The organism is Advenella faeciporci, assembly GCF_014652395.1.
Classification (GTDB): Bacteria; Pseudomonadota; Gammaproteobacteria; order Burkholderiales; family Burkholderiaceae_B; genus Advenella; species Advenella faeciporci.
In genome coordinates this window covers 14,425-38,514 of record NZ_BMYS01000023.1, presented here as the reverse complement: position 1 = coordinate 38,514, position 24,090 = coordinate 14,425, and the positions used below count along the sequence as shown (strand labels likewise).

Here is a 24,090-nt window from a genome sequence, read left to right as displayed (position 1 = left end):
TAATCACAAGCGTATCAAGCTCAAATTAAATGGCCTGAGTCCAGTACAATACCGGACTCAGGTTTTAGCTGCCTAGTTTTTAACCGTCCAACATTTGGGGGTCACTTCACTCCTGCGTGGGAATGCATAACCCGTGGGCGTTACCACGCAGGAGCGTGGGAACGAGTAAAACATTGGGGGTCAGTTCAGAGCGTGGGAACGAGTAAAATAGTCTTCTGTCCACCAGGCACTCACTGCCCGTCACCCCTTCGCCAGCAACACCACCACCGTCGCCGCAATCCCTTCTTTTCTGCCCAAATACCCCAAATGCTCGTTGGTTTTGCCTTTCACATTCACACAATCTTCCGGCAAGCCCAAATCACTGGCAATATTGGCCACCATGGCAGGCGCATGCGGCATGATCTTGGGTGCCTGGGCATGAATCGTGGCATCCACGTTTACCGCCTGCCAACCCGATTCTTGTACCTTTGCATAGGCAGCCCTTAGCAAGACTCGACTGTCTGCCCCTTTATAAGTGGGGTCGGTATCAGGAAAGTGCCGGCCAATATCGCCCAGCCCCGCGGCACCCAGCAAGGCATCGGTAATGGCATGCAACAGGGCATCGGCATCAGAGTGCCCCTTAAGCCCGTGCGTGTGCGGTATGGTTACACCGCCCAGAATCAAAGGCCTGCCCTCAACCAGCGCATGCACGTCAAAACCCTGACCCACTCTGAAAGGTACTGTCATTTCTTTTCCTATTCAAATTTTTGCTTTATATATAAACTTTTTTCCGGCATCATACCATTTCGCCAGATCCGTCCATACCAAACTGATTCGGACCTTCCAGCCAAGCGGCACCTTCAATAAAGCCGCTTGTCCGTCATGCATTATAGCCAATGCGCCATCATGTCAAAATCACCAGGCCAGGTCACTTTCATGTTCTCTGGACTGCCCTTCACCAGCAAAGGAGAATACCCGCAATACTCCATGGCCGAGGCCTCATCGGTAACCTCAAAACCCTGCGCTTTGGCCTTCAAAAGAGCATCACGCAACATACCAACCCTGAACATCTGCGGGGTTTGTGCCAGCCACAGGCCGTCACGCGGCACCGTGCTTTCAATCACATCCAAACCATTATCCACCACCGCCCTTTTAACCGTATCCGGAACGGGGGTTGCCAGAATACCACCCCGGTCGTGCAACAGGCAGGTTTTAACCAGCGCCGCCAGGGAATCGGCACGCAAACCCGGACGGGCCGCATCGTGCACCAGCACCCAATCGTTATCGGCAGCCTTGCTGGCCAGCAAGGTATTAAGCACCGTATCGGCCCGGCTGGCTCCACCACTGCGATGAATACTGACCCGCGATGATTCTGGCATCACACAATCGGTAATATAGGCATCATTGGGCGCCACCCCAATATGCACCTGACTGATATCGCCATGGTTTAACAATGCCCTCACCGTATGCACCAGCATGGGCACGCCACTAATTGCCCGATACTGCTTGGGCCCAGAATGCCCACCCACCTGGGCACGCGCACCAATACCACCGGCAGGAATAAGGGCGATTATTTTTTCATCCATAATTGTTAATGCAGAAAAACCCGTCAATATACAAAAACAGCATTATTACACACGCAAGACCACTTGCATGACCGCACCCTTGCCCGGGCTGAAAACCAGACAGGCGTGCCCCACTCATGCCCTGAATTTGCCGGGAAGCGCACCGGCAGCTAAAAAACCGGGGAACCGCATTCACCCTAAAAGCACACAACATCGCTGGTAAAATAAACGCTTTGAACCCCCATTTTCCGACTGCTGTGTCTTTACCTTCAATACCCAAACTGCTTTCCAGCCTGAAGCCCGGCCAACGATTCAACCATCCATGCCCGGCCGGCTCGGGAGATGCCTGGCTATTGGCTGAACTGGCCCGGGCCACCCAAAAAACCATTGTTGTGCTGTGCGCCGATCCCTTACAGGCGCAGCGGCTGGCCGAAGAAACCAGACGCTTCAATCCGCAAGTAAAGGCACGCCAGCTACCCGATTGGGAAACCCTGCCCTATGACGGCTTTTCACCGCACCAGGACCTTATTTCAGAGCGTCTGAAAACCCTGCATGCCCTCATGCTTGAAGAGGTGGACATCCTTACCGTGCCGGTTACCACGGCCCTGTACCGGTTACCGCCCCCCTCTTTTCTGGCTGCCTACACCTTTTCATTCAAAAAAGGCGATCGCGTGAATGAGTCTGCCCTGCGTGAACAGCTCATGCTGGCCAACTACACTCATGTTACCCAGGTAACCGCCGCCGGCGAGTTCTGCATACGGGGCAGCTTAATCGACCTGTTCCCCATGGGTTCGGTGGTGCCCTACCGGATAGACCTTTTCGATGATGAAATAGATTCCATCCGCAGTTTTGACATTGACACCCAGCGCAGCCTCTACCCGGTTAATGACATACAACTGTTGCCCGGCCGTGAATTTCCCATGGATGAAGACGCCCGCACACGGTTCCGCTCGCGCTTTCGGGAAGTGTTTGAAGGTGACCCTTCGCGCTGCCTGCCTTATAAAGACGTGGGTAACGGCATTGCCTTTGCAGGAATTGAATACTACCTGCCGCTGTTTTTTGATGAAACCGCCACCCTGTTCAATTACTTGAAGCCTGAAACCATCACGGTCACCCTGGGTGATCTGGAAGATGCGATTACGCGCTTTCACAGCGACACCAACAGTCGTTACAACTTCATCAAGTCAGACCGGGAACGACCCGTGTTGCCGCCCGAACAACTGTTCCTGTCGCGAGACCAGATTTACAACCAGTTCAAAAATTTTGCCCGCCTTAACCTGGACAGCAAACAGGCCTCAGAGGAAATTACCCCTGCGCCCAATGTAGCGGTTGCCCGCCGTGCCGAACAACCTTTTGCCAAACTGCAGCAAATGGTGCTTGAGCAGCAACATAAAATCCTGCTGTGCGCCGATTCTGCCGGTCGCCGGGAAACCCTTCTGCAAATGCTGCAAGAACACAAACTGGCCCCCGACACCCATCTGGAAAGCATTCACGCATTCATTGAATCCGATGTCCGCTTTGGCATGGTGGTGGCCCCCATCAATACCGGTTTTCTGGTTAAGCACCTTAACTTTGCCCTGCTCACCGAAAACGACCTGTACCCCGGCACGGCCACCTACACCCAGCGCCGCCGCAAGCAGCAGGAACGCAGCAGTGATGTTGACGCCATGGTGCGCGACCTGTCGGAACTGCGTGCAGGTGACCCGGTGGTGCATGTCCAGTACGGCATTGGTCGCTACCATGGTCTGGTCAATATGGACCTGGGCGAAGGCGATGTAGAACTGCTGCACCTGGAATACGCCAACAAAAGCACCCTGTATGTGCCGGTTTCACAATTACACGTCATTGCGCGCTATAGTGGTGCCGACCCCGAACAGGCGCCCCTGCACCAGCTGGGCTCGGGCCAGTGGGACAAGGCCCGCAAAAAAGCCGCCAAACAAATCCGTGATGCCGCTGCCGAGCTGCTTAATCTGTATGCGCAGCGGGCTGCACGCCAGGGCTACTCGTTCAAGCTGCCCTTTAGCGACTACCAAAGTTTTGTGGAAGGTTTTGGTTTTGAGGAAACCGCCGACCAGGCCGCTGCCATTGAAGCCGTCATTAACGACATGACCTCAGGAAAACCCATGGACCGGCTTGTTTGCGGTGATGTGGGCTTTGGCAAAACCGAAGTGGCCCTGCGCGCCGCCTTCCTGAGCGTGGCCAATGGCAAACAGGTGGCCTTGCTGTGCCCCACCACCCTGCTGGCCGAGCAGCACGCCCAAACCTTTGCCGACCGCTTTGCCGACTGGCCCGTAAACGTGGCCGAACTGTCACGCTTCAGGTCGGGCAAAGAAGTGGCCGCCACCATTGAAGGCATTGCCAAAGGAACAGTAGATATTGTGATCGGCACCCACAAAATCCTTTCCAAAGACGTGCAGTTCAAGCAACTGGGCCTGGTAATCATTGATGAAGAACACCGCTTTGGCGTGCGCCAGAAAGAGGCCCTGAAAGCACTGCGGGCTGAAGTGGATGTATTAACGCTTACCGCCACCCCGATTCCCCGTACCCTGGGCATGTCACTGGAAGGCATCCGCGACTTTTCAGTGATTGCCACTGCCCCGCAAAAACGGCTGGCCATCAAAACCTTTGTACGCCGTGAAGACGGCAGCACCATTCGGGAAGCCGTGCTGCGTGAACTCAAACGTGGCGGACAGGTTTACTTTTTGCACAATGAAGTGGAAACCATCAACAACCGCAAGGCACGCCTGCAAGAACTGGTGCCCGAAGCCCGTATTGCCGTGGCTCATGGCCAAATGCCCGAGCGCGAACTGGAAGAAGTCATGAAAGGTTTCTACCAGCAGCGTTTCAATGTGCTGCTGTGCACCACCATTATTGAAACCGGGATTGACGTACCCAGTGCCAACACGATTATTATTCATCGTGCCGACCGTCTGGGCCTGGCCCAGCTGCACCAGCTGCGCGGCCGGGTTGGCCGTTCGCACCACCAGGCCTATGCCTATTTGTTAACCCCGGGCGAAGACGCCATTACCAGCAATGCCAAAAAACGCCTTGAAGCGATCCAGTCCATGGAAGAGCTGGGTTCGGGCTTTTTCCTGGCCATGCACGACCTGGAAATTCGTGGCACCGGTGAAGTGCTGGGCGAATCACAATCGGGCAATATCCATGAAATTGGCTTCTCCATGTATACCGACATGCTGAACGAAGCAGTACGCGCCCTGAAAGCCGGTGAAGAACCTGATCTGGAGTCGCCCTTTGCGCCGGTCTGTGAAGTCAAGCTGCATACTTCCGCCCTGCTGCCTTCGGATTACTGTGGTGACGTGCATGCCCGCCTGTCCATTTACAAGCGCCTGTCACATGCCAGGAACGAAGACGAGCTGCTAAGCATACAGGAAGAACTGATTGACCGTTTTGGCAAACTGCCTGAACCTGCCGTCATGCTGATAACCACCCACCGGCTGCGCATTCTGGCCGAACCCCTGGGTATTATCCGCCTTGATATTAGCGATGAACAGGCCATGCTGAATTTTGGCCCCAAAGCCAATATAGACCCGCTTCGCATGATAGAGCTGGTACAGAAACAAAAAGACATCCGCTTTAGCGGAGCCGACAAACTGCGCATGGAACTGGCTAAAATGCCCGATATCAACCAGCGCGTGAATGCGGTACGCCAGCTGCTTAAATCCTTATCCTGACCGTTTAACCATATCCCGAATACTATTCAAGCATAAACCAATGTATACAATGACCACACACCTGATATTGCAAACCTCAAGCATTCTTGGCACGCTTGTTGAACATGCCGCTGCCATTTCAAACGCCAACGGCATTCATCACATCAACAGCTGCGCCGCACGCCTGATTGATGTAGACCCTGCCTCCCGGCAAGAAATCATGCAATGGGCAACCAGCAACCGGGTGGATACCGCCTTTATCAATAACTATAAGCCCCTGACCGACATGAAAGTGCTGGCCATGGATATGGATTCTACCCTGATCAACATTGAGTGCATTGACGAAATTGCCGATATGGCCGGACGCAAGCAACAGGTATCGGCCATTACCGAAGCCGCCATGCGGGGTGAGATTAAAGACTTTTCAGAAAGCCTGCGTCGTCGGGTGGCTTTGCTGGAAGGTGTACCGGCCAGTGCGCTTGAAAAGGTGTATGAAGAGCGCTTGCGCCTGAATCCCGGGGCGGAAAAACTGGTCCAGGGTGCGCAAGCGGCCGGCCTGAAAGTGTTGCTGGTTTCCGGTGGTTTCACATTCTTTACCGAACGGTTGCAGAAGCGGCTGGGGCTTGATGAAATTCACGCCAATACCCTGGAAATTGAAAACGGCCTGTTAACCGGTCGTGTGCTGGGGGATATTGTGGATGGCCAGGCCAAGGCCAATTTCCTGAAAGCACTGGCCGAAAAAGAAAACGCCCTGCCCGAGCAATGCATTGCCATGGGCGATGGGGCCAATGATTTGATCATGATGGGGCATGCGGCTTATTCGGTGGCTTACCGTGCCAAACCGGTGGTGCAGGAACAGGCGGCGTTCAGTATCAATTATTCGGGGCTGGATGCGGTGCTGAATTATTTTAAGCAGGATGCGTGAAGCACCTCGTTATACGCTGGTTTCCTTAAACAGGTATAAGGGGTATTGCCCCCCTATTGGGGGTGCGATTCTGCCCGCAGGGCGGTTGGAGCAACACCAATAGGGGCAATACCCCGCTTTATAACGAAGCCGAAGCCACTACCCCAGCCTATCCCGTTTCATCACAAACCCAAAATCCTGGCTTTGGCCTCACCCTAATTATTATGATAGGGTACACGGCAAGTTCCGTTTTGTACTAAAAAAGCCTGGCTATTTGCATAACCAGGCTTTTTCATGAAATACTTCCGTATATCACAATCTTAAACGTGTTTTTTGGGGTGCCGCAATAAATGCCGGAACACAAACCCCGGGTATGCCATCACGACATACAAACAGGCAAATATAGCCCAAAACTCCCAGCCCTGAACAATCGGGTTGGTATAGTAAGCCTCTAGCGCAAAACCTACCGCAGCCACCACAAAGAAAAACACGGTCACTTCAATAAGCCGGTTTACAAAGGTTTTGACTTTAAGACTTTGGGCCATTACCTGCCCTGGCAGATAAACGCCACACAGTATCAAGGCTGCTCCTGCTGCCAGCATCAGGGTATCTGAGGCAGGTCGTGACAGCAAATAACAACCCGCCCCTACCGCCACATATGCCAACAAGGCCCGCAAGAAGTAAAACAGGCCATTTTTATCTGGCTCACCCTGCTGCTTCCACGGTACGAAAGCAAAAGCCCTTTCAGTGAGAAATGGCAACAATGCCGTGGCAAAAGCCAGAAGAATCAGTAACCAGATGGAAGAAGCAGGAAACATATGTAATACCCTAGAATTTCAGTGAAGCGTCAATAACCTGTACACACAAGGTCATTAATCCACCGGGCAAAATACCCAGCAGAATAATAAGCAAACCGTTTACAGACATGACACCGCTACGGAAAGTCAGCTGGTTGCCAATAACCGGCGCATCGGCTGCGGGTTCGTCAAAATACATGACCTTGACCACACGCAGGTAGTAGTAGGCACCAATTAACGAGAACAGAATGGCAATGACTGCCAGATACAAGTGACCGGCGGCAATGGCTGACTGCAAGACAACCAGTTTTGCATAAAAGCCAACCAGCGGAGGAATACCTGCCAGTGAGAACATCAGGACAAGCACACCAAACGCCATCATTGGACTGCGACGGTTAAGACCTTTCAGGTCACTGATTTCCTCGCACTCAAAACCCTGACGACTGAGCAACAGGATAATGCCAAAGCTGGCCAGCGTGGTTAACACATAGGTAATCATGTAAAACAGGGCTGAACCGTAAGCACCAATCGCCAGAGAGCCATTCGCATTCACGCCAGACAACAGGCCCAGCAGCACAAAACCCACATGTGAAATGGTTGAATAAGCCAGCATACGCTTGAAGTTGGTTTGCATGATGGCTGTCAGGTTACCAATGGCCAGTGACAGCACAGCCAGGATCACCAGCATTTGCTGCCAGCTTTCGGCAACACCGTGCAAACCCTCAACCAGGAAGCGGAACACCATGGCCAGCGCTGCCAGTTTGGGTGCGGCACCAATGGTAAGGGTAATCGCGGTAGGCGCACCCATGTAGACATCGGGGAGCCACATGTGGAATGGCACGGCACCCAGCTTGAACGCCAGGCCGCAAACCACAAACACCGTGCCCAGCACCATGGCCATGTAGCTGACATTACCGGCCTTGATGACCTGGGCAACACCTGCCAGGTCGATATGACCGGTTGCACCATAAACCATGGAAATACCATACAGCATGAAACCGGATGCCAGGGAACCCAGCACGAAGTATTTCATGGCGGACTCAACCGCAACGAGTGAATCACGACGCACGGCAACCAGCGCATACAGGGCCAGCGACATAAGCTCAAGACCCAGATAAATGGTCAGCATGCTGGAGGCTGAAATCATGACCATTTGCCCCACCAGGGCAAACAGGGTAAGCGAGTAAAGCTCGCCACCCTTGACCATGTCACGATCAATCACGTATTGACGGCTGTATACCAGTGTCACCATGACCGCCAGGTATGAAGCCACTTTCATGAGGTGAGCAAGGGGATCGGTAACGTAGTGGCCATAGAAAGTATGGCCAGCCACACCGGCATTCCACTGGTACAGCGACACCAAAGTGACAATGACCAGTGCGCCCAGCGAGAGAATATAGGTAAGTGACCTGTTTTTGGAGGGAATGAACACATCCACAAGCAGGATCAGCGTTGCCAGAACACTTAATGTAATCTCCGGCAAGGCGAGTGCAAAATTAAATTGATTTTCCATCATTGTCCAGACTTACAGTTTAGAAATTGCAACATGCTCCAACAATTGTTGGAGAGAAACGTGCATCACATCGGTGAAGGGTTTCGGATGAATACCCATGTACAGCACAAAAACAGCCAGCAAGCCCAGAATCAGGAATTCGCGGCAATTGATGTCTTTCAATTCACGGACATGGTCATGTTTGATTTCGCCATAAGCCACACGCTTGACCATCCAGAGGGAGTAAGATGCACCCCATAACAGCGCGGTTGCGGTCAGCAAACCAATCCAGAAGTTGTATTCAACGGCACCCAGGATAACCAGGAACTCGCCAATAAAACCGCTGGTGGCTGGCAGGCCGGCATTCGCCATGGAAAACAGCACAAAGAAGGTCACGAATTTGGGCATGACATTGACCACGCCACCGTAATCGGAAATCTGGCGACTATGGACGCGGTCATACAGCACCCCGATACACATGAACATGGCACCAGAAACGAAACCGTGTGAAATCATCTGAACCACCGCACCCTCAAGGCCGGTAACGTTGAACATGAAAAAACCCAGAGTGACAAAACCCATGTGGGCAACCGATGAATAAGCCACCAGTTTTTTCATGTCATCCTGAACAATCGCAACCAGACCAATATAGATAACCGCAATCAGGGACAGGGCAATCATGATGCCAGAAAGGCTTTGTGAGGCATCAGGGGCAATCGGCAAGGAAAAGCGCAGGAAACCGTAAGCACCCAGCTTCAGCATGATGGCTGCCAGCACAATGGAACCACCGGTAGGTGCCTCTACGTGAGCATCGGGCAACCAGGTATGAACCGGCCACATGGGGACCTTCACGGCAAAAGCGGCAAACAGGGCAATAAAGATAAGCACCTGCGGTGTGTAACCCAGTTTTGCAGCCTGCCAGGCGGCAATATCAAATGTACCGGTAACGGTATACAGATAGATGAATGCAATCAGGGTAAGCAGTGAACCCAGCAAGGTATACAGGAAGAACTTGAAAGCGGCATAAACGCGGTTGGGTCCACCCCAGACACCAATAATGATATACATCGGTATCAGGGTTGCCTCGAAGAACACGTAGAACAGCAAGCCATCGAGTGCCACAAACACACCCACCATAAGACCTGACAAAATCAGGAAGGCGGCCATGTATTGGGCAATACGATTGGTAATGACTTCCCAGCCGGCCAGCACCACAATGATGGTGATGAAAGCGGTGAGCAGCACAAACCAGATGGAAATGCCGTCAACCCCTAAATGGTAGGAAGCGTTGAATGCCGCAATCCAGGAAATATTCTCAACGAACTGCATATTTGCCGTTGATGAGTCAAACCCGAAATAAATTGGCAGGGTAACCAGAAAACTGACGATAGCGCCAACCAGAGCCATCTTGCGAGTATAGTCGGCACGGTCATCACGACCGAATATCAAGACCAGTATACCCGCAACAATTGGCACGAATATCGACAAGGAAAGCCAAGGAATAGTAGTAGTCATTTCGCCCATCTTAGTTTACCAGCACAAAGAAAGTAATTAATGCAATCACGCCAGCAATCATCGCAAACGCGTAGTGATAGATATAGCCGGACTGCAGGTAGCGGCTGACGGCGGCAATCCAGCCTACCAGCCTTGTACTTCCACCAATAATTGCGCCATCAATAATACCTTTATCGCCCACTTTCCAGAAAACGCCACCCAGGCCACGGACGGCGCGGGCAATCACGTTTTCATTGAACCAGTCTGCATAGTATTTGTTTTCCAGAATACGGTTGATGCCGGAAAATGCCTGATACACCTTGGCCGGAAGCTTGGGGTTAACGATATAGCAATACCAGGCGGTAACCAGACCGGCAATCATCAGCCAGAACGGAGCCGTTTGGAAAGCATGCAGGCCATAAGCAACCCAGCCGTGGTAGGTGCTGGCCAGTTCTGCCATGGCAGGATGGTCGGCGGCAACCACGATGGAATCACCAAAGAACCCTTTGAACAGCATTGGATCAATGGCCCATGCGCCCACAAAGACGGATGGAATTGCCAACAGGATCAGGGGCAAGGTAACCACCCATGGAGACTCGTGTGGCACACCACCGTGATGGCCATGGTCATCATGTTTTTTACCTTGTGCAGGCTTGGTATCAAAACGCTCTTTTCCATGGAAAACCAGGAAGTAAAGACGGAATGAATACAGTGAAGTGACAAACACACCAATGAGCGTAGACCAATAAGCAAAATTGGCACCCCACACATTGGCCAGTCCGGCCGCTTCGATCACGTGCTCTTTGGAATAGAAACCGGAGAAGAACGGTGTACCCACCAGCGACAGCGTGCCAATCAGGAAGGTAATCCAGGTAATGGGCATGTATTTACGCAGTCCACCCATGTTACGGATGTCCTGGTCATGATGCATGCCAATAATGACGGAACCGGCACCAAGGAACAACAGTGCCTTGAAGAAAGCGTGCGTCATCAGGTGGAAAACCGCTACCGAATAGGCCGAGGCACCCAGTGCGACGGTCATGTAACCCAGTTGTGACAGGGTTGAGTAGGCCACCACACGTTTGATATCGGTTTGGATAATACCCAAAATACCCAGGAACAGCGCACCGATACTGCCAATCACGATAATGAATGACAAGGCGGTAGAAGACAGCTCGAACAATGGGGAGAAACGGGCAACCATAAAGATACCGGCAGTCACCATGGTCGCCGCGTGAATCAGGGCGGAAATGGGGGTAGGACCTTCCATGGAATCGGGTAGCCAGGAGTGCAAAGGTACCTGGGCAGATTTACCCATGGCGCCAATGAACAGGCAGATACATGCAACCGTGAGCAGTTTCCAGTCGGTACCCGGGAAAATCAGGACATCCAGGGAATCTGCCTGAGCGAAAATTTCTGAATAGCGCATGGAGCCGGTATAGGCAAACAACAGGCCAATACCCAGAACAAAACCGAAGTCACCCACACGGTTCATGATAAACGCTTTCATGTTGGCGAAAACGGCGGTGTCGCGGGTAAACCAGAAACCGATCAGCAGGTAAGAAACCAGGCCCACAGCTTCCCATCCAAAGAACAGCTGCAGCATGTTGTTGGACATGACCAGCATCAGCATTGAGAACGTAAACAATGAGATGTAGGAAAAGAAGCGCTGGTAACCCGGATCATCAACCATATAGCCAATGGTATAAATATGCACCATAAGCGAAACGGAAGTGACCACCACCATCATAAGGGCGGTTAAGGGGTCAACCAGGAAGCCGACTTCAAACACCTTGGTGCCAACCAGGGTCCAGGTATAAATAGCCTGGTCATAATAGGCACCGTTAACGGCCACTTCATACAAGGCATAAAGCGAGCCAAGGAAAGAAATGGCAACAAGCAGGATCGTCAGGCTATGCGCACCCCTGCGACTGACCGAACGTCCGAAGAATCCTGTGCCAAACAGACCGGTAATGAGGGCACCTGCAAGAGGCGCCAAAGCGATCAGCAGTAAAAAGGCACTAGAGAATGTTGGTGTCATGCTGTAATTCCCCTTACCCTTTCAAACGACCGACGTCGTCAACATTAATGGAATTGATTCTGCGGAACAACAGGACCAGGATAGCCAGTCCGATTGCGGCCTCGGCGGCGGCAACGGTCAGGATGAAGAACACGAAGATCTGTCCTGAGGTTTCGGGCAGGCCGTTGGCACCCGGGTTCCACATGGAAAATGCCACGAAATTGATATTCACCGACAACAGCATAAGCTCGATGGACATCAACAGACTAATAAGATTACGGCGATTCAGAAAAACACCAAATACACCCAGGGCAAACATGATTGCCCCCAAAATCAGATAATGTGCCAAAGTTAGCGTCATTCTGAATCCCCTTCTTTTACTGGCGCAGCTTCTTCTTTTTCAGATTTCATGCTGACAAGTCTTACGCGGTCAGCGGCATTGACATGCAGCTGATCACTGGCAACAACGTATTTTCTATTGCGACGTTCACGCAGGGTAAGTGCAATGGCTGAAATCATGCCAACCAGCAGAACCAGCCCACCCACCTGAATCGGGAACGAATACTCGCTATACATTGCCACACCCAGCTCGAGCGTGTTGTTATAGGAATCGGGCAAGGCAACCGGATCACCCGAGCCGTAGTACACCGTACCCAGCACAAAGGCAATTTCCAGAACCATAATGCCGCCCACCACCAGGCCCAGGGGCAGGTAAGTACGGAAGCCGGCACGCAACGATTCGGGCACCACGTCAATCATCATGACCACAAACAGGAACATGACCATCACCGCGCCAACGTATACCACGATTAGCAACAGTCCAAGGAACTCGGCACCAATCAGGATCCACAGCAATGATGCGGTAACGAATGACAGGATCAGGTGCAGCACCGCCGTCACCGGACTGCGCGCGGTAATCACCCGTGTACCGGCCACCACCAGGATAGCGGCCAGAATATAGAACAAAACAGTCGTAAAAGTCATAGTTTGCTCACCTGCCGATTATCTGTATGGTGCATCGGTTGCACGACGTGCAGCGATCTCGGATTCATATTGGTCACCTACTGCAAGCAACATATCTTTGGTGAAATACAGATCACCCCGCTTTTCACCGTGATATTCGTGGATATGGGTTTCCACGATGGAATCTACCGGGCAGCTTTCTTCACAAAAACCGCAAAAGATACATTTGGTTAAGTCAATATCGTAGCGCGTGGTGCGACGTGTTCCATCGTCACGCTCTTCGGATTCAATGGTAATGGCCATGGCAGGACACACTGCCTCGCAAAGCTTACAGGCAATGCAACGCTCTTCACCGTTGGGATAACGGCGCAAAGCATGCAAACCCCGAAAACGCGGAGACATGGGCGTTTTCTCGTGAGGATAACGCAGTGTAATCTTGCGCTTGAAGAAATACCTGCCGGTCAGGGCCATTCCCTTTAACATCTCGGTCAGCATGAAACTGCCGAAGAAATCTTTAATAGCACTCATAATTTTCTTCTAGCCTATTTCCAAATATTGAACGGTGTCTGCATCCAGATGGCAACAATCAGGAACCACACACCCGTTAACGGAAGGAATATCTTCCAGCCCAGACGCATGATCTGGTCGTAACGATAGCGGGGAAACGAAGCCCGGAACCAAATAAAGAAGGACACGACAACGAATGTTTTAAGACCCAGCCACAACCAGCCTGGCACCCAGTTAAACGGGGCAAAATCAAGGGGAGATGACCAGCCGCCCAGGAACATGATGGAAGCCATGGCTGACAACAGGATCATGTTGGCGTATTCGGCCAGGAAGAACATGGCAAAACCCATACCGGAGTATTCCACCATATGACCGGCCACAATTTCAGACTCCCCCTCGACCACGTCGAATGGATGACGGCAGGTTTCAGCCACAATTGAAATGACATACACCACAAACAGGGGCAACAGGGGCAACCAGTTCCATGACAGGAAATTCAGGCCACGATCGGCAAACCACCCATTCAACTGGCCCTGCACAATACCATTCATGTTTAAGGTACCTGATACCAGCAGCACGGTAACCAGCACGACACCCATGCCCAGTTCATAGGAAATCATTTGCGCTGAAGCACGCATGGCACCCAGGAATGGATATTTGGAGTTGGATGACCAGCCCGCGATAATCACGCCGTAAACACCCAGCGAGGTAATTGCCATCACATACAGCAAGCCGGCATTCACGTTTGCCAGTACGGTTTCGGGACCAAAAGGAATGACGGCCCATGCTGCCAGTGCTGGCAGCAAAGTCATTACAGGTGCCAGAATATAAAGCACCCTGTTGGCTTTTTCGGGAACAATAACCTCTTTGGTAAGCAGCTTGAACACGTCTGCAAAAGGCTGCAACAACCCGCCAGGACCCACACGGTTGGGGCCACGGCGAATGTGCATATAACCAATCATGCGGCGTTCCCACAAAGTCAGGAAAGCCACACAGATAATGATTGGCAGGGCAATAATCAGGATTTTGAGAATTGACCACACCACCAGCCACGGTGTTGCACCGATCAGGCCAGCGCCCCAGGCATCAAATGCGGCAACGCCATCAGTGAACCAAGACCAGATATCCATTAGACGCGCTCCACAGTAAGTTGAGCAAAGGCACTACCCAATGCTGCTGTTTGTTCGAATGCGTGGGAAATACGCACGGTATTGTTAGCCAGCGTGTCGTCTTGCTGGACGTCAAGCGTCACTTCGCCACTGGCAGATTTCACTTTTACCTGATTACCATCCAACAGTGCCAAAGCGCCCATGGTTTCCGCATTCATGCGGGCCCTGGGGGCAGCACTTGCCGGAGACTGCTGCAAGGATTCGGCACGACGAACAATCGCATCGGTGCGATAGATAGGCACATCAGCCACACGTTCAAGGCCAACCGGTGCCACGGCAGACGCCTTGGGCGCGGCAACGACTTTGTTATCCAGTCGGGAAATGTAGCCATTCTGCAGTACTGCATCACGAATGGTTTCGGAGGTTTCGTCTTCAAAGTCTGACAGCTTCAGGATATTACCCAATACACGCAGCACTTTCCAGCCTGGGCGGCTTTGGCCTTTTCCGGCAACTACGCCCTTGAAGCTTTGGGCCCTGCCTTCGGCATTGACAAACGTACCGGAGGTTTCGGTGAACGGTGCCACCGGCAACATGATACGGGCCCAATCCAGGGCGGCTGACTTGTAAGGTGTCAGGGCAATGGAGAATGCATTGGCCAGCATTTCCTGGGCCTTGACCCCATTGTCGCAGTCAAGTTTGGGTTCGGCGTGCAGCACAATAAATGCCTTCAGCGGATTTTGCAGCATCTTGGGCAGATTCATGCCATTTTCTTTGGCGACGGCACCAGCCAGATAACCACCCACCGTATTGGCACCGGCGGTTAAAAAGCCCAGTTTTGCGTTAATACCGTTGGCAACCACTTGTGCATGAGCGGCAATATTGGCGGCATCGGGCGCTGAAACAGCTGTATTGCCCAACAGTACCGCACTATTGCTGCCGCTTGCCAGAATTGCGGCAATTTTCTGGACAGGATCTTTTTCATCGGCCTGTGCACCCTCTTTTTGGGCGGCCAGCGCGTTGCCAAGCCTGGCCAGCGTAGCGGCCAGTTGGCTGGGCGCCACGGTAAGACGTGCGGCAAGCGGGAACAGCGGATTATCGCCAAAGCTGTCGATGAACACGATTTGTGTGCCCTGCTTGGCGGCCTGACGCAGGCGTTGTGCAAACAAAGGATGATCTTTGCGCAGGGATGATCCCACCACCAGAACCCGATCAAGATTGTTGAGTTCGGCAATGGGCATGCCCAGCCATGGCACACCGTTTAATGCGGCTTCAAAATTGGCATCGTTCTGGCGCAGGCGAAAATCAATGTGTTCGGAACCCAGACCACGCACCAGACGTCCCAGCAGAGCCAGTTCTTCAACAGTGGCATATTCGGTTGCCAAGGCACCGATCTGACCAATACCCTGGGTTTCGTTGATACGGCCCAGTGTTTGTGCCGCTGCCGTTAAAGCGTCATTCCAGGAAGCCTCGCGCCAGACGTTATCGTCACCCTTGATCATGGGGGTTTGCAGGCGGTCTTCGCTGTTCAGGCCTTCATAAGACCAGCGGTCTTTGTCGGTAATCCAGCATTCGTTCACTTCTTCATTTTCGAAAGGAACCACACGCATGACGTTGTCGCCTTTGACCTGAACCACCAGGTTGCTGCCGACGCTATCGTGCGGGCTGACCGAACGGCGACGGGCCAGTTCCCAGGTACGGGCCGTGTAACGGAAAGGCCTGGAGGTAAGTGCGCCTACCGGGCAGACATCAATCATGTTGCCGGAAAGTTCGGATTCGATGGACTTGCCAACAAAAGTGGTGATTTCAGCATGTTCGCCACGGCCAACCATGCCCAGTTCCATAATACCGCCCACTTCCTGGCCAAAACGGACACAACGCGTGCAGTGAATGCAGCGGCTCATTTCCTCGGCAGAAATCAGGGGACCCACGTCTTTATGGAAAACCACGCGTTTTTCTTCTTTGTAGCGGGACTCGGACTGGCCGTAGCCCACCGACAAGTCCTGCAGCTGGCACTCTCCGCCCTGATCGCAAATGGGGCAATCAAGGGGGTGGTTGATCAGCAGGAATTCCATGACTGCCTTTTGTGCGGCAATCGCCTTGGCCGAACAGGTATGGACAACCATGCCCTGGGTAACCGGTGTGGCACATGCCGGCAAGGCTTTGGGCGCTTTTTCCACTTCAACCAGGCACATGCGGCAGCTGGCTGCAATTGACAGTTTTTTGTGATAACAGAAATGCGGCACGTAGACCCCCAGTTCCTGGGCGGCGTGCATAACCATGCTGCCTTCAGGGACTGATACGGGTTTGCCGTCTATGGTAAGTTCAACCATTGCTTTGACCTACAGATAGTGAGGAACCACACATTGCTTATGCTCGATGTGGTGCGCGAACTCATCGCGATAATGCTTTAAGAAACCGCGTACGGGCATTGCTGCCGCGTCGCCCAATGCACAAATTGTGCGTCCCATGATATTGCCGGCAACCGTGTCAAGCATATCCATGTCTTCAGGACGCCCCTGACCGTGTTCAATGCGGTTGACAATACGGTACAGCCAGCCGGTGCCCTCACGGCATGGCGTGCACTGGCCACAGCTTTCTTCATAGTAGAAGTAAGACAGGCGCAGCAATGACTTGACCATGCAACGGGACTCATCCATAACGGTAACCGCACCCGAGCCCAGCATTGAGCCGGCCTTGGCAATGGAGTCATAGTCCATCGTGGTATCCATCATGATGTCTGCAGGCAGTACGGGCGCACTGGAGCCACCCGGAATAACCGCTTTAAGCTTGCGTCCGTTGCGCATGCCGCCAGCCAGTTCAAGCAGGGTTGCAAACGGTGTGCCCAGCGGAATTTCGTAGGTACCGGGACGCTCTACGTCGCCCGTGATGGAAAACAGTTTGGTACCGCCATTATTGGGCTTGCCCACTTCCAGGTATTGCTGCCCGCCATTACGGATAATCCAGGGCACGGCGGCAAAGGTTTCGGTATTGTTAATGGTGGTGGGCTTGCCATACAGGCCAAAGCTGGCCGGAAATGGCGGCTTGAAGCGCGGCTGCCCTTTCTTGCCTTCCAGGGATTCCAGCAAGGCGGTTTCCTCACCGCAGATATAGGCACCATAGCCATGATGTGCATGCAATTGGAAACTGAAGCTGGAACCCAGGATGTTATCACCCAGGAAACCGGCCTTGCGAGCTTCTTCAAGCGCTTCTTCAAAGCGGTTGTAAATTTCAAAAATCTCGCCGTGGATATAATTGTATCCAACGGAAATGCCCATGGCATAGGCACCAATGGCCATACCCTCGATGACGGCATGCGGATTGAAGCGAAGAATGTCGCGGTCTTTAAAAGTGCCCGGTTCGCCTTCGTCCGAGTTGCAGACCAGGTATTTCTGGCCCGGGAACGTACGGGGCATGAAGCTCCATTTAAGACCGGTCGGGAAACCCGCACCACCGCGCCCACGCAGGCCGGATGCCTTGATTTCGGCAATCACGTCTTCCTGGGACATGCCGGATGTGAGGATTTTACGCAGGGCTTCGTAGCCACCGCGTTTCACATAATCCTCAAGGTGCCAGTTCTCGCCATTGATACCATCAAGGATTTGCGGTTTGATATGGCGCCCGTGCAGGGCCATGCTGTTTGACAGGTCATTGCCCGGATTGGCAATTAAACCGTGGGAGTATTTATCCAGAAAACTCATGCCTGTGCCTCCTTGATCAGATCGGCCAGCATTTCATCAATTTTTTCCTGTGACATGCGCACACACATATGGTGGTTATTGACCAGCAGAACGGGTGAATCGCCGCAGGCACCCATGCATTCACCCTCTTTCAGGGTAATGGCGCCATCGGGGGTGGTTTCACCAAAACCAATGCCCAGTTTTTCCTTGATGTATTCAGCGGTTTTCACGCCATCACGCAGGGCACAGGGCAAATTGGTACATACCGTTACCTTGAATTTGCCAACGGGTTTCATCTCGAACATGTTGTAAAAGGTGGCAACCTCTTGGACTGCAATGGGTTCCACCCCGATATAGCGGGCTACTTCGGCGACCAGATCGCTAGACAGCCAACCGTTCTCTTCCTGCGCGATGCGAAGGGAGGACATGATGGCAGACGAACGCTGATCGGCGGGATACTTTGCCAGCTCTTTATCAATCTTTGTATAAGCCTGTTCAGAAAGCAACATTTTTACTATCCAGTTATTCGCCAGTATTAGCGATCAATTTCACCGAACACGATATCTTGTGTACCGATAATGGTTACGGCATCAGCCAGCATGTGACCACGAGACATTTCGTCGAGGGACTGCAGGTGGACAAAGCCGGGAGCACGGATTTTAAGGCGATAGGGCTTGTTGGCACCATCGGACACCATGTAAATGCCAAATTCACCTTTAGGGTGCTCTACCGCAGAGTAAACTTCGCCGGCAGGCACCTGGAAGCCTTCAGAGAACAGCTTGAAGTGGTGAATCAGCTCTTCCATGTTGGACTTCATGCTTTCGCGACTGGGCGGGGCAATTTTGTGGTTTTCGGTAATGACCGGGCCCGGGTTGTTACGCAACCAGTGCACGCACTGGGCAATAATGCGGTTACTTTCACGCATTTCAGCCACACGCACCAGATAACGGTCGTAACAGTCGCCATTGACACCAACCGGGATATCAAAATCAAGGCGGTCATAAACTTCGTAGGGTTGTTTTTTACGCAAGTCCCACTCAACACCCGAACCACGCAGCATGGGGCCGGTAAAGCCAAGCGCCTTGGCACGGTCAGGCTCCACCACACCGATACCCACCAGACGCTGTTTCCAGATACGGTTATCGGTAAGCAGTGTTTCGTACTCATCAACACAGCCCGGGAAACGCTTGGTGAAAGCTTCGATGAAGTCCAGCAGCGAACCCTCACGGTCTTCATTCATGCGGTCAATTTCGCGCTTGCTGCGGTATTTGGTATCCATGTTGTTTTTGGGCATGGTGTCTGGCAAGTCACGATACACACCACCGGGACGGTAGTAAGCCGCATGCATGCGTGCACCGGAGACGGCTTCATAGCAGTCCATCAGGTCTTCACGCTCGCGGAAAGCGTAGAGCATGACGGCCATGGCGCCCACGTCAAGCGCATGGGTACCCACACTCATGAGGTGATTCAGGATACGGGTGATTTCATCGAACATGACGCGGATATACTGCGCCCGCAGGGGTACTTCAAGACCCAGCAGCTTTTCGATGGCCATGACATAAGCGTGCTCGTTGCACATCATGGAGACGTAATCAAGGCGGTCCATGTATGGCAGGGCCTGCAAATAGGTCTTGTGCTCGGCCAGTTTTTCGGTGGCGCGGTGCAGCAGGCCAATATGCGGGTCTGCCCGCTGGATGACTTCGCCGTTCAGTTCAAGAATCAGGCGGAGCACACCGTGGGCAGCCGGGTGCTGGGGACCGAAGTTAAGGGTATAGTTTTTAATTTCTGACATGTTTAACGTCCTACTCCGTAACCTTCTTCACGAATGACCCTTGGCGTTATTTCACGGGGCTCTATGGTAACAGGCTGGTAAATGACGCGCTTGGCCTGTTCGTCGTAGCGCATTTCAACATGACCTGACAGGGGAAAGTCTTTACGGAACGGGTGACCAATGAAGCCGTAGTCGGTAAGAATACGGCGCAGATCGGGGTGGCCATCAAAGACAATACCAAAGAGGTCGAAGGCTTCACGCTCGAACCAGCCCAGGCTGGGCCAGACGTTTACCAAAGAGGCCAGCATGGGGAATTCGTTGTTGGGCACCCAGGCACGAATGCGCAGGCGCCAGTTATTGCTTAAGGACAGCAACTGGACGGCTACCGCAAAGCGCGCAGGGAATGCTTCAGCGGCGTTAACGGCCGGCGCACCCCAGGTTGAGTAGTCTACGCCGGCAAGGTCTATGGCGGTTTCAAAACCCAGCTCAGGCGTGTCGCGCAGACGCGTACAGGTTTCCTGCCATTTGTTGGCCGGGATTTCCAGGGTGAGCTCACCATAGGCTTCGATCAGGTTGAGCTGATCGCCCAGATGGGCAAGCACATTTTGTTTTAAAGTTTGTAAACGAGACATAGGATTTTCGTGAACCTTAGCTTGCCAACATCTTACGCTTCACGCGCAATGGTGTTGGTATGGCGGATTTTATTCTGCAACTGCAACATGCCGTAGATGAGGGCTTCTGCTGTTGGCGGACAGCCCGGAACGTAGATATCAACCGGCACGATGCGATCGCAGCCCCGAACGACTGAGTAGGAGTAGTGGTAGTAGCCACCACCGTTGGCACAGGAACCCATGGAAACGACCCAGCGGGGTTCGGCCATTTGGTCGTAAACTTTACGCAGCGGAGCGGCCATTTTGTTGCAAAGGGTACCGGCCACGATCATGACGTCGGATTGACGGGGACTGGGGCGGAAGATGATACCGAATTGGTCAAGGTCATATCGGGCGGCGCCGGCGTGCATCATTTCAACCGCGCAGCAGGCCAGACCGAAGGTGGCGGGCCACATGGAGCCGGTTTTGGCCCAGTTGATGACGGCATCGGCACTGGTAACCAGAAAGCCCTGTTTATTTAATACATTTTGATCAGACATAGTTTTTACACACCGCTTGGATTAATCCCAGTCAAGTGCACCCTTTTTCCATTCGTAAACAAAACCGGCAGCAAGGACTGCCAGGAACACAATGACGGTCCAGAAACCAACCAGACCAACATGCCCGTTGGCAATAGCCCATGGGAAAAGATAGGCGATTTCAAGATCGAACAGAATAAACAGGATGGCAACAAGATAGTAACGCACGTCAAATTTCATGCGCGCATCTTCGAAGGCCTCAAATCCGCACTCGTAGGGCGAGTTTTTTTCAGGGTCTGGCCGGTTGGGACCCAGAAAACGCCCCGCTAGCAACAGAAATGCACCCAAACCACCCGCAACGAGAATAAACAGTAATACTGGAAAATATTCAGCTAAATTCATGTTACGCAGCCACCTAAATTGAAAACTTGATTAAATTTCTTAAACCTTCTGATTGTATCATTTCATCGGCAGGTTGATACCCAATCACTTAGGGAAAACGACATATTTCATGTTTTTTTCTTATTATGAGGGATATTTGCAAATTTTCTTGACACGGCAAGTAATTTTATTTAACCGTGTGTTTTAGCCGCCAATTCCTATTACCCGCACTCCCCTATCACGGTTACGGTGGCCGGTGGCAATATCTATGTCTTCCTCAAGCTCAAAAAAAATTTGCTTGCCAGCGCCTATATCGTGCGAGCCGCGCAGGCCAATTTTGCTTTGGTCTTTCAGGCCACTGCCAATGCCGGTATTTTTGGATTGTATGGTGAAGGGGGTTGTTTGACTGGAGCCAGGTTGGGTGAAGTGGCCTTGGGTTTTGCTGGAACGGCTGTGGAAACCGCCATCAAGGGTGCCGTAGAATTGAAGATCAAGGGCGTGACTGGGGGTTGGTAGCAAGAGCGTGATGAATAACAAGGTGGTTAGGTGGCTGGCTGTTTTAGCGGTTGGCAGAATGAAAGCCATGATTTAGCTCCTGTTTTGCGCATGGGGTTGATGCTTTTTGTTTAGTAAAACATGGCTGGCTGGTTTATTCAAGCGGCAGTGTTCTGCAGGTATGTTCTATGTTAGAGCGGTGCGGCAAGCGCAGCCTCCTTTGCTCCGACGCCCCTGCGGGCCGAAGTCGCTGCCGGAGGCTGCACTTTCCACACCTTTTGCCAGCTCCAGGAGGTTATGCATACGCTTATTCCCGTAGTAAATGCCATCACTTGGCAGATGCAGCGACTTCGGCGCGTAGCGGCGTCGGAGCAAAGCTGCCAAGTGATGGCACGCTGCCAATTTAGAACCCAACACAACTAAAAATCAAGCGAACATAAAAAAACCACCTGCATAAACAGGTGGTTTTCAAGCTTTTCAATTACATGGCCAAGCCATGCGATTGATTAGAAGCGATGCTGCAGACCCAGAACAACTTCTGTAGACTTCAGTTTAGCCTGGCCATTGAAAGCTGTTTCATTAACTTTCAGTTTAGACTGACCATAAGAAGCAACTGCGTAAACGCTGGTGCGTTTGGACAGGCTGTGCAGGTAACCCAAGTTGAAGATGTGGCTGGTGATTTTGCCATCAAACTCTTCTTTGTTTTTGATGTTGTTGCCAGTGTAAGAGAACAGCACTTTACCTGCTTCGCTTACAGGAGCTGTCAAGCCCAGCAACCATGATTTTTGACGATAGCCATCACCAACCAAGTCACCACCAAAACTTGCGAATTGAGGATCTGCAGGCAGAGCAATAGCGCCAGCCAAACCAATTCCACCGATCGCGCCATCATTTTGCTGACCATACATCAAGTGCAGCTTAACAATGTCGAAATCGTAGGCAAAGCCTAAGTTCCATACTTTAACTTTAGTATCTACGTTAGCAAGTGGTGTGCGTGAATCTGTTTCTTTGTTACGCAGGTAGTCGAAAGAAGCTCCTACTTGGATAGGGCCGTTATTGTAACCAAGACCAAAAGTGAAACCGTTAGATTTATCTTCTGTTTCATAGTCAGTACCAAAAACGTCATTGCGGTATGTGTCTTTATTGTTGGTACCTGTCCAGCCCAAGCCAAGTTGGAAACCAGAGAAGCTAGGAGTTATATACTTAACAACATTATCGTAACGGGCAGAAACACTACCACCAAAGGCCGAACCAACAGCAGCCTGACCCCAGCCTGTACCGAACGGATCGATAGGAGCAACGAAGTCATCAGCAACGTTGTACTGGCGACCCAAAGTCAATGTACCCCAGCTTTCGCCTGTCAAACCAACAAAAGCTTTACGACCGAACAAACGACCGTCTTGTGCTGAGTTACCGTTACCCAGATCGAAACCGCTTTCCAGTTGGAAAATGGCGCTGGTACCGTTACCCAGATCTTCAGAACCTTTCAGGCCCCAGCGGTTACCGTTTTTAACGCCATTTTTGAATTCGAAACCGCGAGTTTTGAATGAGCCGCTACCGAAATCACCACTCCATGTGGTTTTTTGAGTGTTGTAACCAACACCACCGTCAACCAGGCCGTACAGTGTTACTGATGATTCTGCGTGAGCTACGCTAGCAAAGCCAGCAACTAGAGCTGCAGTTAGCAAAGTCTTTTTCATTTGTTAAATCTCCGTAGATTTTGAGTGATCAGAGCAGCGATCAAGACATTATGTTCTACCGCTCTATAAAACTCCGCGAAGGGAAGTTGTAGTTATTGCACCAAATTTTTGACTTTCTGGCTACCAACTTCTTCATAAAAACCCTTTTTTGTGGTTTTTATGTTGGTACCGAGCAACAAAACCGATGCAACAGACCGATTATCAAGCAAGCCATTTTCCCTTCGAAATTGTTAAGCTCACCCAACCAAACACTTTAAGACATACGTCTAATAACCGCATGAATCTTTACTGTACTGCCGATTGGGCAGCACTGCAATTGTTAATGCACGATATGTTGTTTACTGAGCAGCCACATCAAGCAGCCCGCATTATTCGTGTTGTTTTAATATAACACATCTGTTGTTTTAATACAAAATCGCCCGGCAATGCGGGCGGC

General features: G+C 52.0%; 23 protein-coding genes. 4 read left to right on the top strand and 19 right to left on the bottom strand.

The features are described from left to right. The coding region (locus tag IE074_RS13230) for an IS3 family transposase (RefSeq protein ID WP_189384488.1) at positions 1–76 on the top strand (76 nt) is incomplete at its 5' end. Positions 77–240: 164 nt separating this feature from the next. Here IE074_RS13230 and ispF read toward each other — a convergent pair. Together ispF and ispD are read right to left on the bottom strand one after the other, a co-directional pair. Further along, positions 241–726 (bottom strand): 2-C-methyl-D-erythritol 2,4-cyclodiphosphate synthase, encoded by a 486-nt coding sequence (gene ispF / locus IE074_RS13225; protein WP_189385923.1) that lies wholly within the window; start codon positions 724–726, stop codon positions 241–243. Between the two features lie 140 nt (positions 727–866). After that, positions 867–1,565 carry a 2-C-methyl-D-erythritol 4-phosphate cytidylyltransferase gene (gene ispD / locus IE074_RS13220; RefSeq protein WP_189385922.1) on the bottom strand — a complete coding sequence of 233 codons (699 nt, stop codon included), beginning with the start codon at positions 1,563–1,565 and terminating at the stop codon, positions 867–869. Positions 1,566–1,801: 236 nt separating this feature from the next. On the opposite strand from ispD, the gene mfd reads away from it, so the two are divergent. Then, complete coding sequence (mfd, locus tag IE074_RS13215) at positions 1,802–5,236, top strand: transcription-repair coupling factor (protein WP_229794027.1); 3,435 nt, start codon at positions 1,802–1,804, stop codon at positions 5,234–5,236. Positions 5,237–5,276: 40 nt separating this feature from the next. Next, entirely contained in the window at positions 5,277–6,140 is an 864-nt protein-coding gene (gene serB / locus IE074_RS13210; RefSeq protein ID WP_373297824.1) for a phosphoserine phosphatase SerB, read from the top strand. Positions 6,141–6,439: 299 nt separating this feature from the next. On the opposite strand, the gene IE074_RS13205 is transcribed toward serB, so the two are convergent. The 17 genes from IE074_RS13205 to IE074_RS13125 form a co-directional block, all read right to left on the bottom strand. Further along, entirely contained in the window at positions 6,440–6,937 is a 498-nt protein-coding gene (locus IE074_RS13205) for a DUF2818 family protein (protein WP_189385920.1), read from the bottom strand. Between the two features lie 10 nt (positions 6,938–6,947). After that, on the bottom strand, positions 6,948–8,432 hold the full coding sequence (nuoN, locus tag IE074_RS13200; RefSeq protein WP_189385919.1) for an NADH-quinone oxidoreductase subunit NuoN: 1,485 nt from the start codon (positions 8,430–8,432) through the stop codon (positions 6,948–6,950). Positions 8,433–8,441: 9 nt separating this feature from the next. Continuing rightward, a complete protein-coding gene (locus IE074_RS13195; protein WP_189385918.1) occupies positions 8,442–9,923 on the bottom strand; it encodes an NADH-quinone oxidoreductase subunit M in 1,482 nt (493 codons plus the stop codon). 10 nt (positions 9,924–9,933) lie between these two features. Continuing rightward, on the bottom strand, positions 9,934–11,943 hold the full coding sequence (gene nuoL, locus IE074_RS13190; protein ID WP_189385917.1) for an NADH-quinone oxidoreductase subunit L: 2,010 nt from the start codon (positions 11,941–11,943) through the stop codon (positions 9,934–9,936). A 13-nt stretch (positions 11,944–11,956) separates the two neighbouring features. Next, positions 11,957–12,283 carry an NADH-quinone oxidoreductase subunit NuoK gene (gene nuoK, locus IE074_RS13185; protein WP_169294050.1) on the bottom strand — a complete coding sequence of 109 codons (327 nt, stop codon included), beginning with the start codon at positions 12,281–12,283 and terminating at the stop codon, positions 11,957–11,959. Further along, positions 12,280–12,906: an NADH-quinone oxidoreductase subunit J gene (locus IE074_RS13180; protein WP_189385916.1), complete on the bottom strand. Its 627-nt coding sequence runs from the start codon at positions 12,904–12,906 to the stop codon at positions 12,280–12,282. Before IE074_RS13180 ends, nuoK begins: the two co-directional genes overlap by 4 nt. Positions 12,907–12,924: 18 nt before the next feature. Beyond that, a complete protein-coding gene (gene nuoI, locus IE074_RS13175) occupies positions 12,925–13,413 on the bottom strand; it encodes an NADH-quinone oxidoreductase subunit NuoI (RefSeq protein ID WP_189385915.1) in 489 nt (162 codons plus the stop codon). A 14-nt stretch (positions 13,414–13,427) separates the two neighbouring features. Beyond that, entirely contained in the window at positions 13,428–14,522 is a 1,095-nt protein-coding gene (gene nuoH / locus IE074_RS13170) for an NADH-quinone oxidoreductase subunit NuoH (protein ID WP_189385914.1), read from the bottom strand. Beyond that, positions 14,522–16,831, bottom strand: a complete 2,310-nt coding sequence (gene nuoG, locus IE074_RS13165) for an NADH-quinone oxidoreductase subunit NuoG (RefSeq protein WP_189385913.1) — start codon at positions 16,829–16,831, stop codon at positions 14,522–14,524. The genes nuoH and nuoG overlap by 1 nt, the downstream gene beginning before the upstream one ends. Positions 16,832–16,840: 9 nt before the next feature. After that, a complete protein-coding gene (gene nuoF / locus IE074_RS13160) occupies positions 16,841–18,199 on the bottom strand; it encodes an NADH-quinone oxidoreductase subunit NuoF (protein WP_189385912.1) in 1,359 nt (452 codons plus the stop codon). Next, a complete protein-coding gene (gene nuoE, locus IE074_RS13155) occupies positions 18,196–18,687 on the bottom strand; it encodes an NADH-quinone oxidoreductase subunit NuoE (protein ID WP_189385911.1) in 492 nt (163 codons plus the stop codon). Before nuoE ends, nuoF begins: the two co-directional genes overlap by 4 nt. Positions 18,688–18,713: 26 nt before the next feature. Further along, positions 18,714–19,970, bottom strand: a complete 1,257-nt coding sequence (locus tag IE074_RS13150; protein WP_189385910.1) for an NADH-quinone oxidoreductase subunit D — start codon at positions 19,968–19,970, stop codon at positions 18,714–18,716. A gap of 2 nt (positions 19,971–19,972) precedes the next feature. Continuing rightward, the gene (locus tag IE074_RS13145) at positions 19,973–20,581 is read right to left on the bottom strand and encodes an NADH-quinone oxidoreductase subunit C (RefSeq protein WP_189385909.1); all 609 of its coding nucleotides are present in this window, start codon (positions 20,579–20,581) and stop codon (positions 19,973–19,975) included. Positions 20,582–20,613: 32 nt separating this feature from the next. Then, a complete protein-coding gene (locus IE074_RS13140) occupies positions 20,614–21,099 on the bottom strand; it encodes a NuoB/complex I 20 kDa subunit family protein (RefSeq protein ID WP_169294041.1) in 486 nt (161 codons plus the stop codon). 21 nt (positions 21,100–21,120) lie between these two features. After that, complete coding sequence (locus tag IE074_RS13135) at positions 21,121–21,480, bottom strand: NADH-quinone oxidoreductase subunit A (protein ID WP_189385908.1); 360 nt, start codon at positions 21,478–21,480, stop codon at positions 21,121–21,123. Between the two features lie 183 nt (positions 21,481–21,663). Next, entirely contained in the window at positions 21,664–22,044 is a 381-nt protein-coding gene (locus IE074_RS13130; protein WP_189385907.1) for a hypothetical protein, read from the bottom strand. A 416-nt stretch (positions 22,045–22,460) separates the two neighbouring features. Beyond that, a complete protein-coding gene (locus IE074_RS13125; protein ID WP_189385906.1) occupies positions 22,461–23,654 on the bottom strand; it encodes a porin in 1,194 nt (397 codons plus the stop codon). Between the two features lie 184 nt (positions 23,655–23,838). On the opposite strand from IE074_RS13125, the gene IE074_RS13120 reads away from it, so the two are divergent. Beyond that, positions 23,839–24,045 carry a hypothetical protein gene (locus IE074_RS13120; protein ID WP_189385905.1) on the top strand — a complete coding sequence of 69 codons (207 nt, stop codon included), beginning with the start codon at positions 23,839–23,841 and terminating at the stop codon, positions 24,043–24,045. Positions 24,046–24,090: the final 45 nt, after the last annotated feature.

Bases quoted from the DNA above. Each gene is read 5' to 3' on its own strand.
- ispF (WP_189385923.1), bottom strand. From the start codon at position 726: ATGACAGTACCTTTCAGAGTGGGTCAGGGTTTTGACGTGCATGCGCTG.
- ispD (WP_189385922.1), bottom strand. From the start codon at position 1,565: ATGGATGAAAAAATAATCGCCCTTATTCCTGCCGGTGGTATTGGTGCG.
- serB (WP_373297824.1), top strand. From the start codon at position 5,277: ATGTATACAATGACCACACACCTGATATTGCAAACCTCAAGCATTCTT.
- IE074_RS13205 (WP_189385920.1), bottom strand. From the start codon at position 6,937: ATGTTTCCTGCTTCTTCCATCTGGTTACTGATTCTTCTGGCTTTTGCC.
- nuoN (WP_189385919.1), bottom strand. From the start codon at position 8,432: ATGATGGAAAATCAATTTAATTTTGCACTCGCCTTGCCGGAGATTACA.
- IE074_RS13195 (WP_189385918.1), bottom strand. From the start codon at position 9,923: ATGACTACTACTATTCCTTGGCTTTCCTTGTCGATATTCGTGCCAATT.
- nuoL (WP_189385917.1), bottom strand. From the start codon at position 11,943: ATGACACCAACATTCTCTAGTGCCTTTTTACTGCTGATCGCTTTGGCG.
- nuoK (WP_169294050.1), bottom strand. From the start codon at position 12,283: ATGACGCTAACTTTGGCACATTATCTGATTTTGGGGGCAATCATGTTT.
- IE074_RS13180 (WP_189385916.1), bottom strand. From the start codon at position 12,906: ATGACTTTTACGACTGTTTTGTTCTATATTCTGGCCGCTATCCTGGTG.
- nuoI (WP_189385915.1), bottom strand. From the start codon at position 13,413: ATGAGTGCTATTAAAGATTTCTTCGGCAGTTTCATGCTGACCGAGATG.
- nuoH (WP_189385914.1), bottom strand. From the start codon at position 14,522: ATGGATATCTGGTCTTGGTTCACTGATGGCGTTGCCGCATTTGATGCC.
- nuoG (WP_189385913.1), bottom strand. From the start codon at position 16,831: ATGGTTGAACTTACCATAGACGGCAAACCCGTATCAGTCCCTGAAGGC.
- nuoF (WP_189385912.1), bottom strand. From the start codon at position 18,199: ATGAGTTTTCTGGATAAATACTCCCACGGTTTAATTGCCAATCCGGGC.
- nuoE (WP_189385911.1), bottom strand. From the start codon at position 18,687: ATGTTGCTTTCTGAACAGGCTTATACAAAGATTGATAAAGAGCTGGCA.
- IE074_RS13150 (WP_189385910.1), bottom strand. From the start codon at position 19,970: ATGTCAGAAATTAAAAACTATACCCTTAACTTCGGTCCCCAGCACCCG.
- IE074_RS13145 (WP_189385909.1), bottom strand. From the start codon at position 20,581: ATGTCTCGTTTACAAACTTTAAAACAAAATGTGCTTGCCCATCTGGGC.
- IE074_RS13140 (WP_169294041.1), bottom strand. From the start codon at position 21,099: ATGTCTGATCAAAATGTATTAAATAAACAGGGCTTTCTGGTTACCAGT.
- IE074_RS13135 (WP_189385908.1), bottom strand. From the start codon at position 21,480: ATGAATTTAGCTGAATATTTTCCAGTATTACTGTTTATTCTCGTTGCG.
- IE074_RS13130 (WP_189385907.1), bottom strand. From the start codon at position 22,044: ATGGCTTTCATTCTGCCAACCGCTAAAACAGCCAGCCACCTAACCACC.
- IE074_RS13125 (WP_189385906.1), bottom strand. From the start codon at position 23,654: ATGAAAAAGACTTTGCTAACTGCAGCTCTAGTTGCTGGCTTTGCTAGC.
- IE074_RS13120 (WP_189385905.1), top strand. From the start codon at position 23,839: ATGCAACAGACCGATTATCAAGCAAGCCATTTTCCCTTCGAAATTGTT.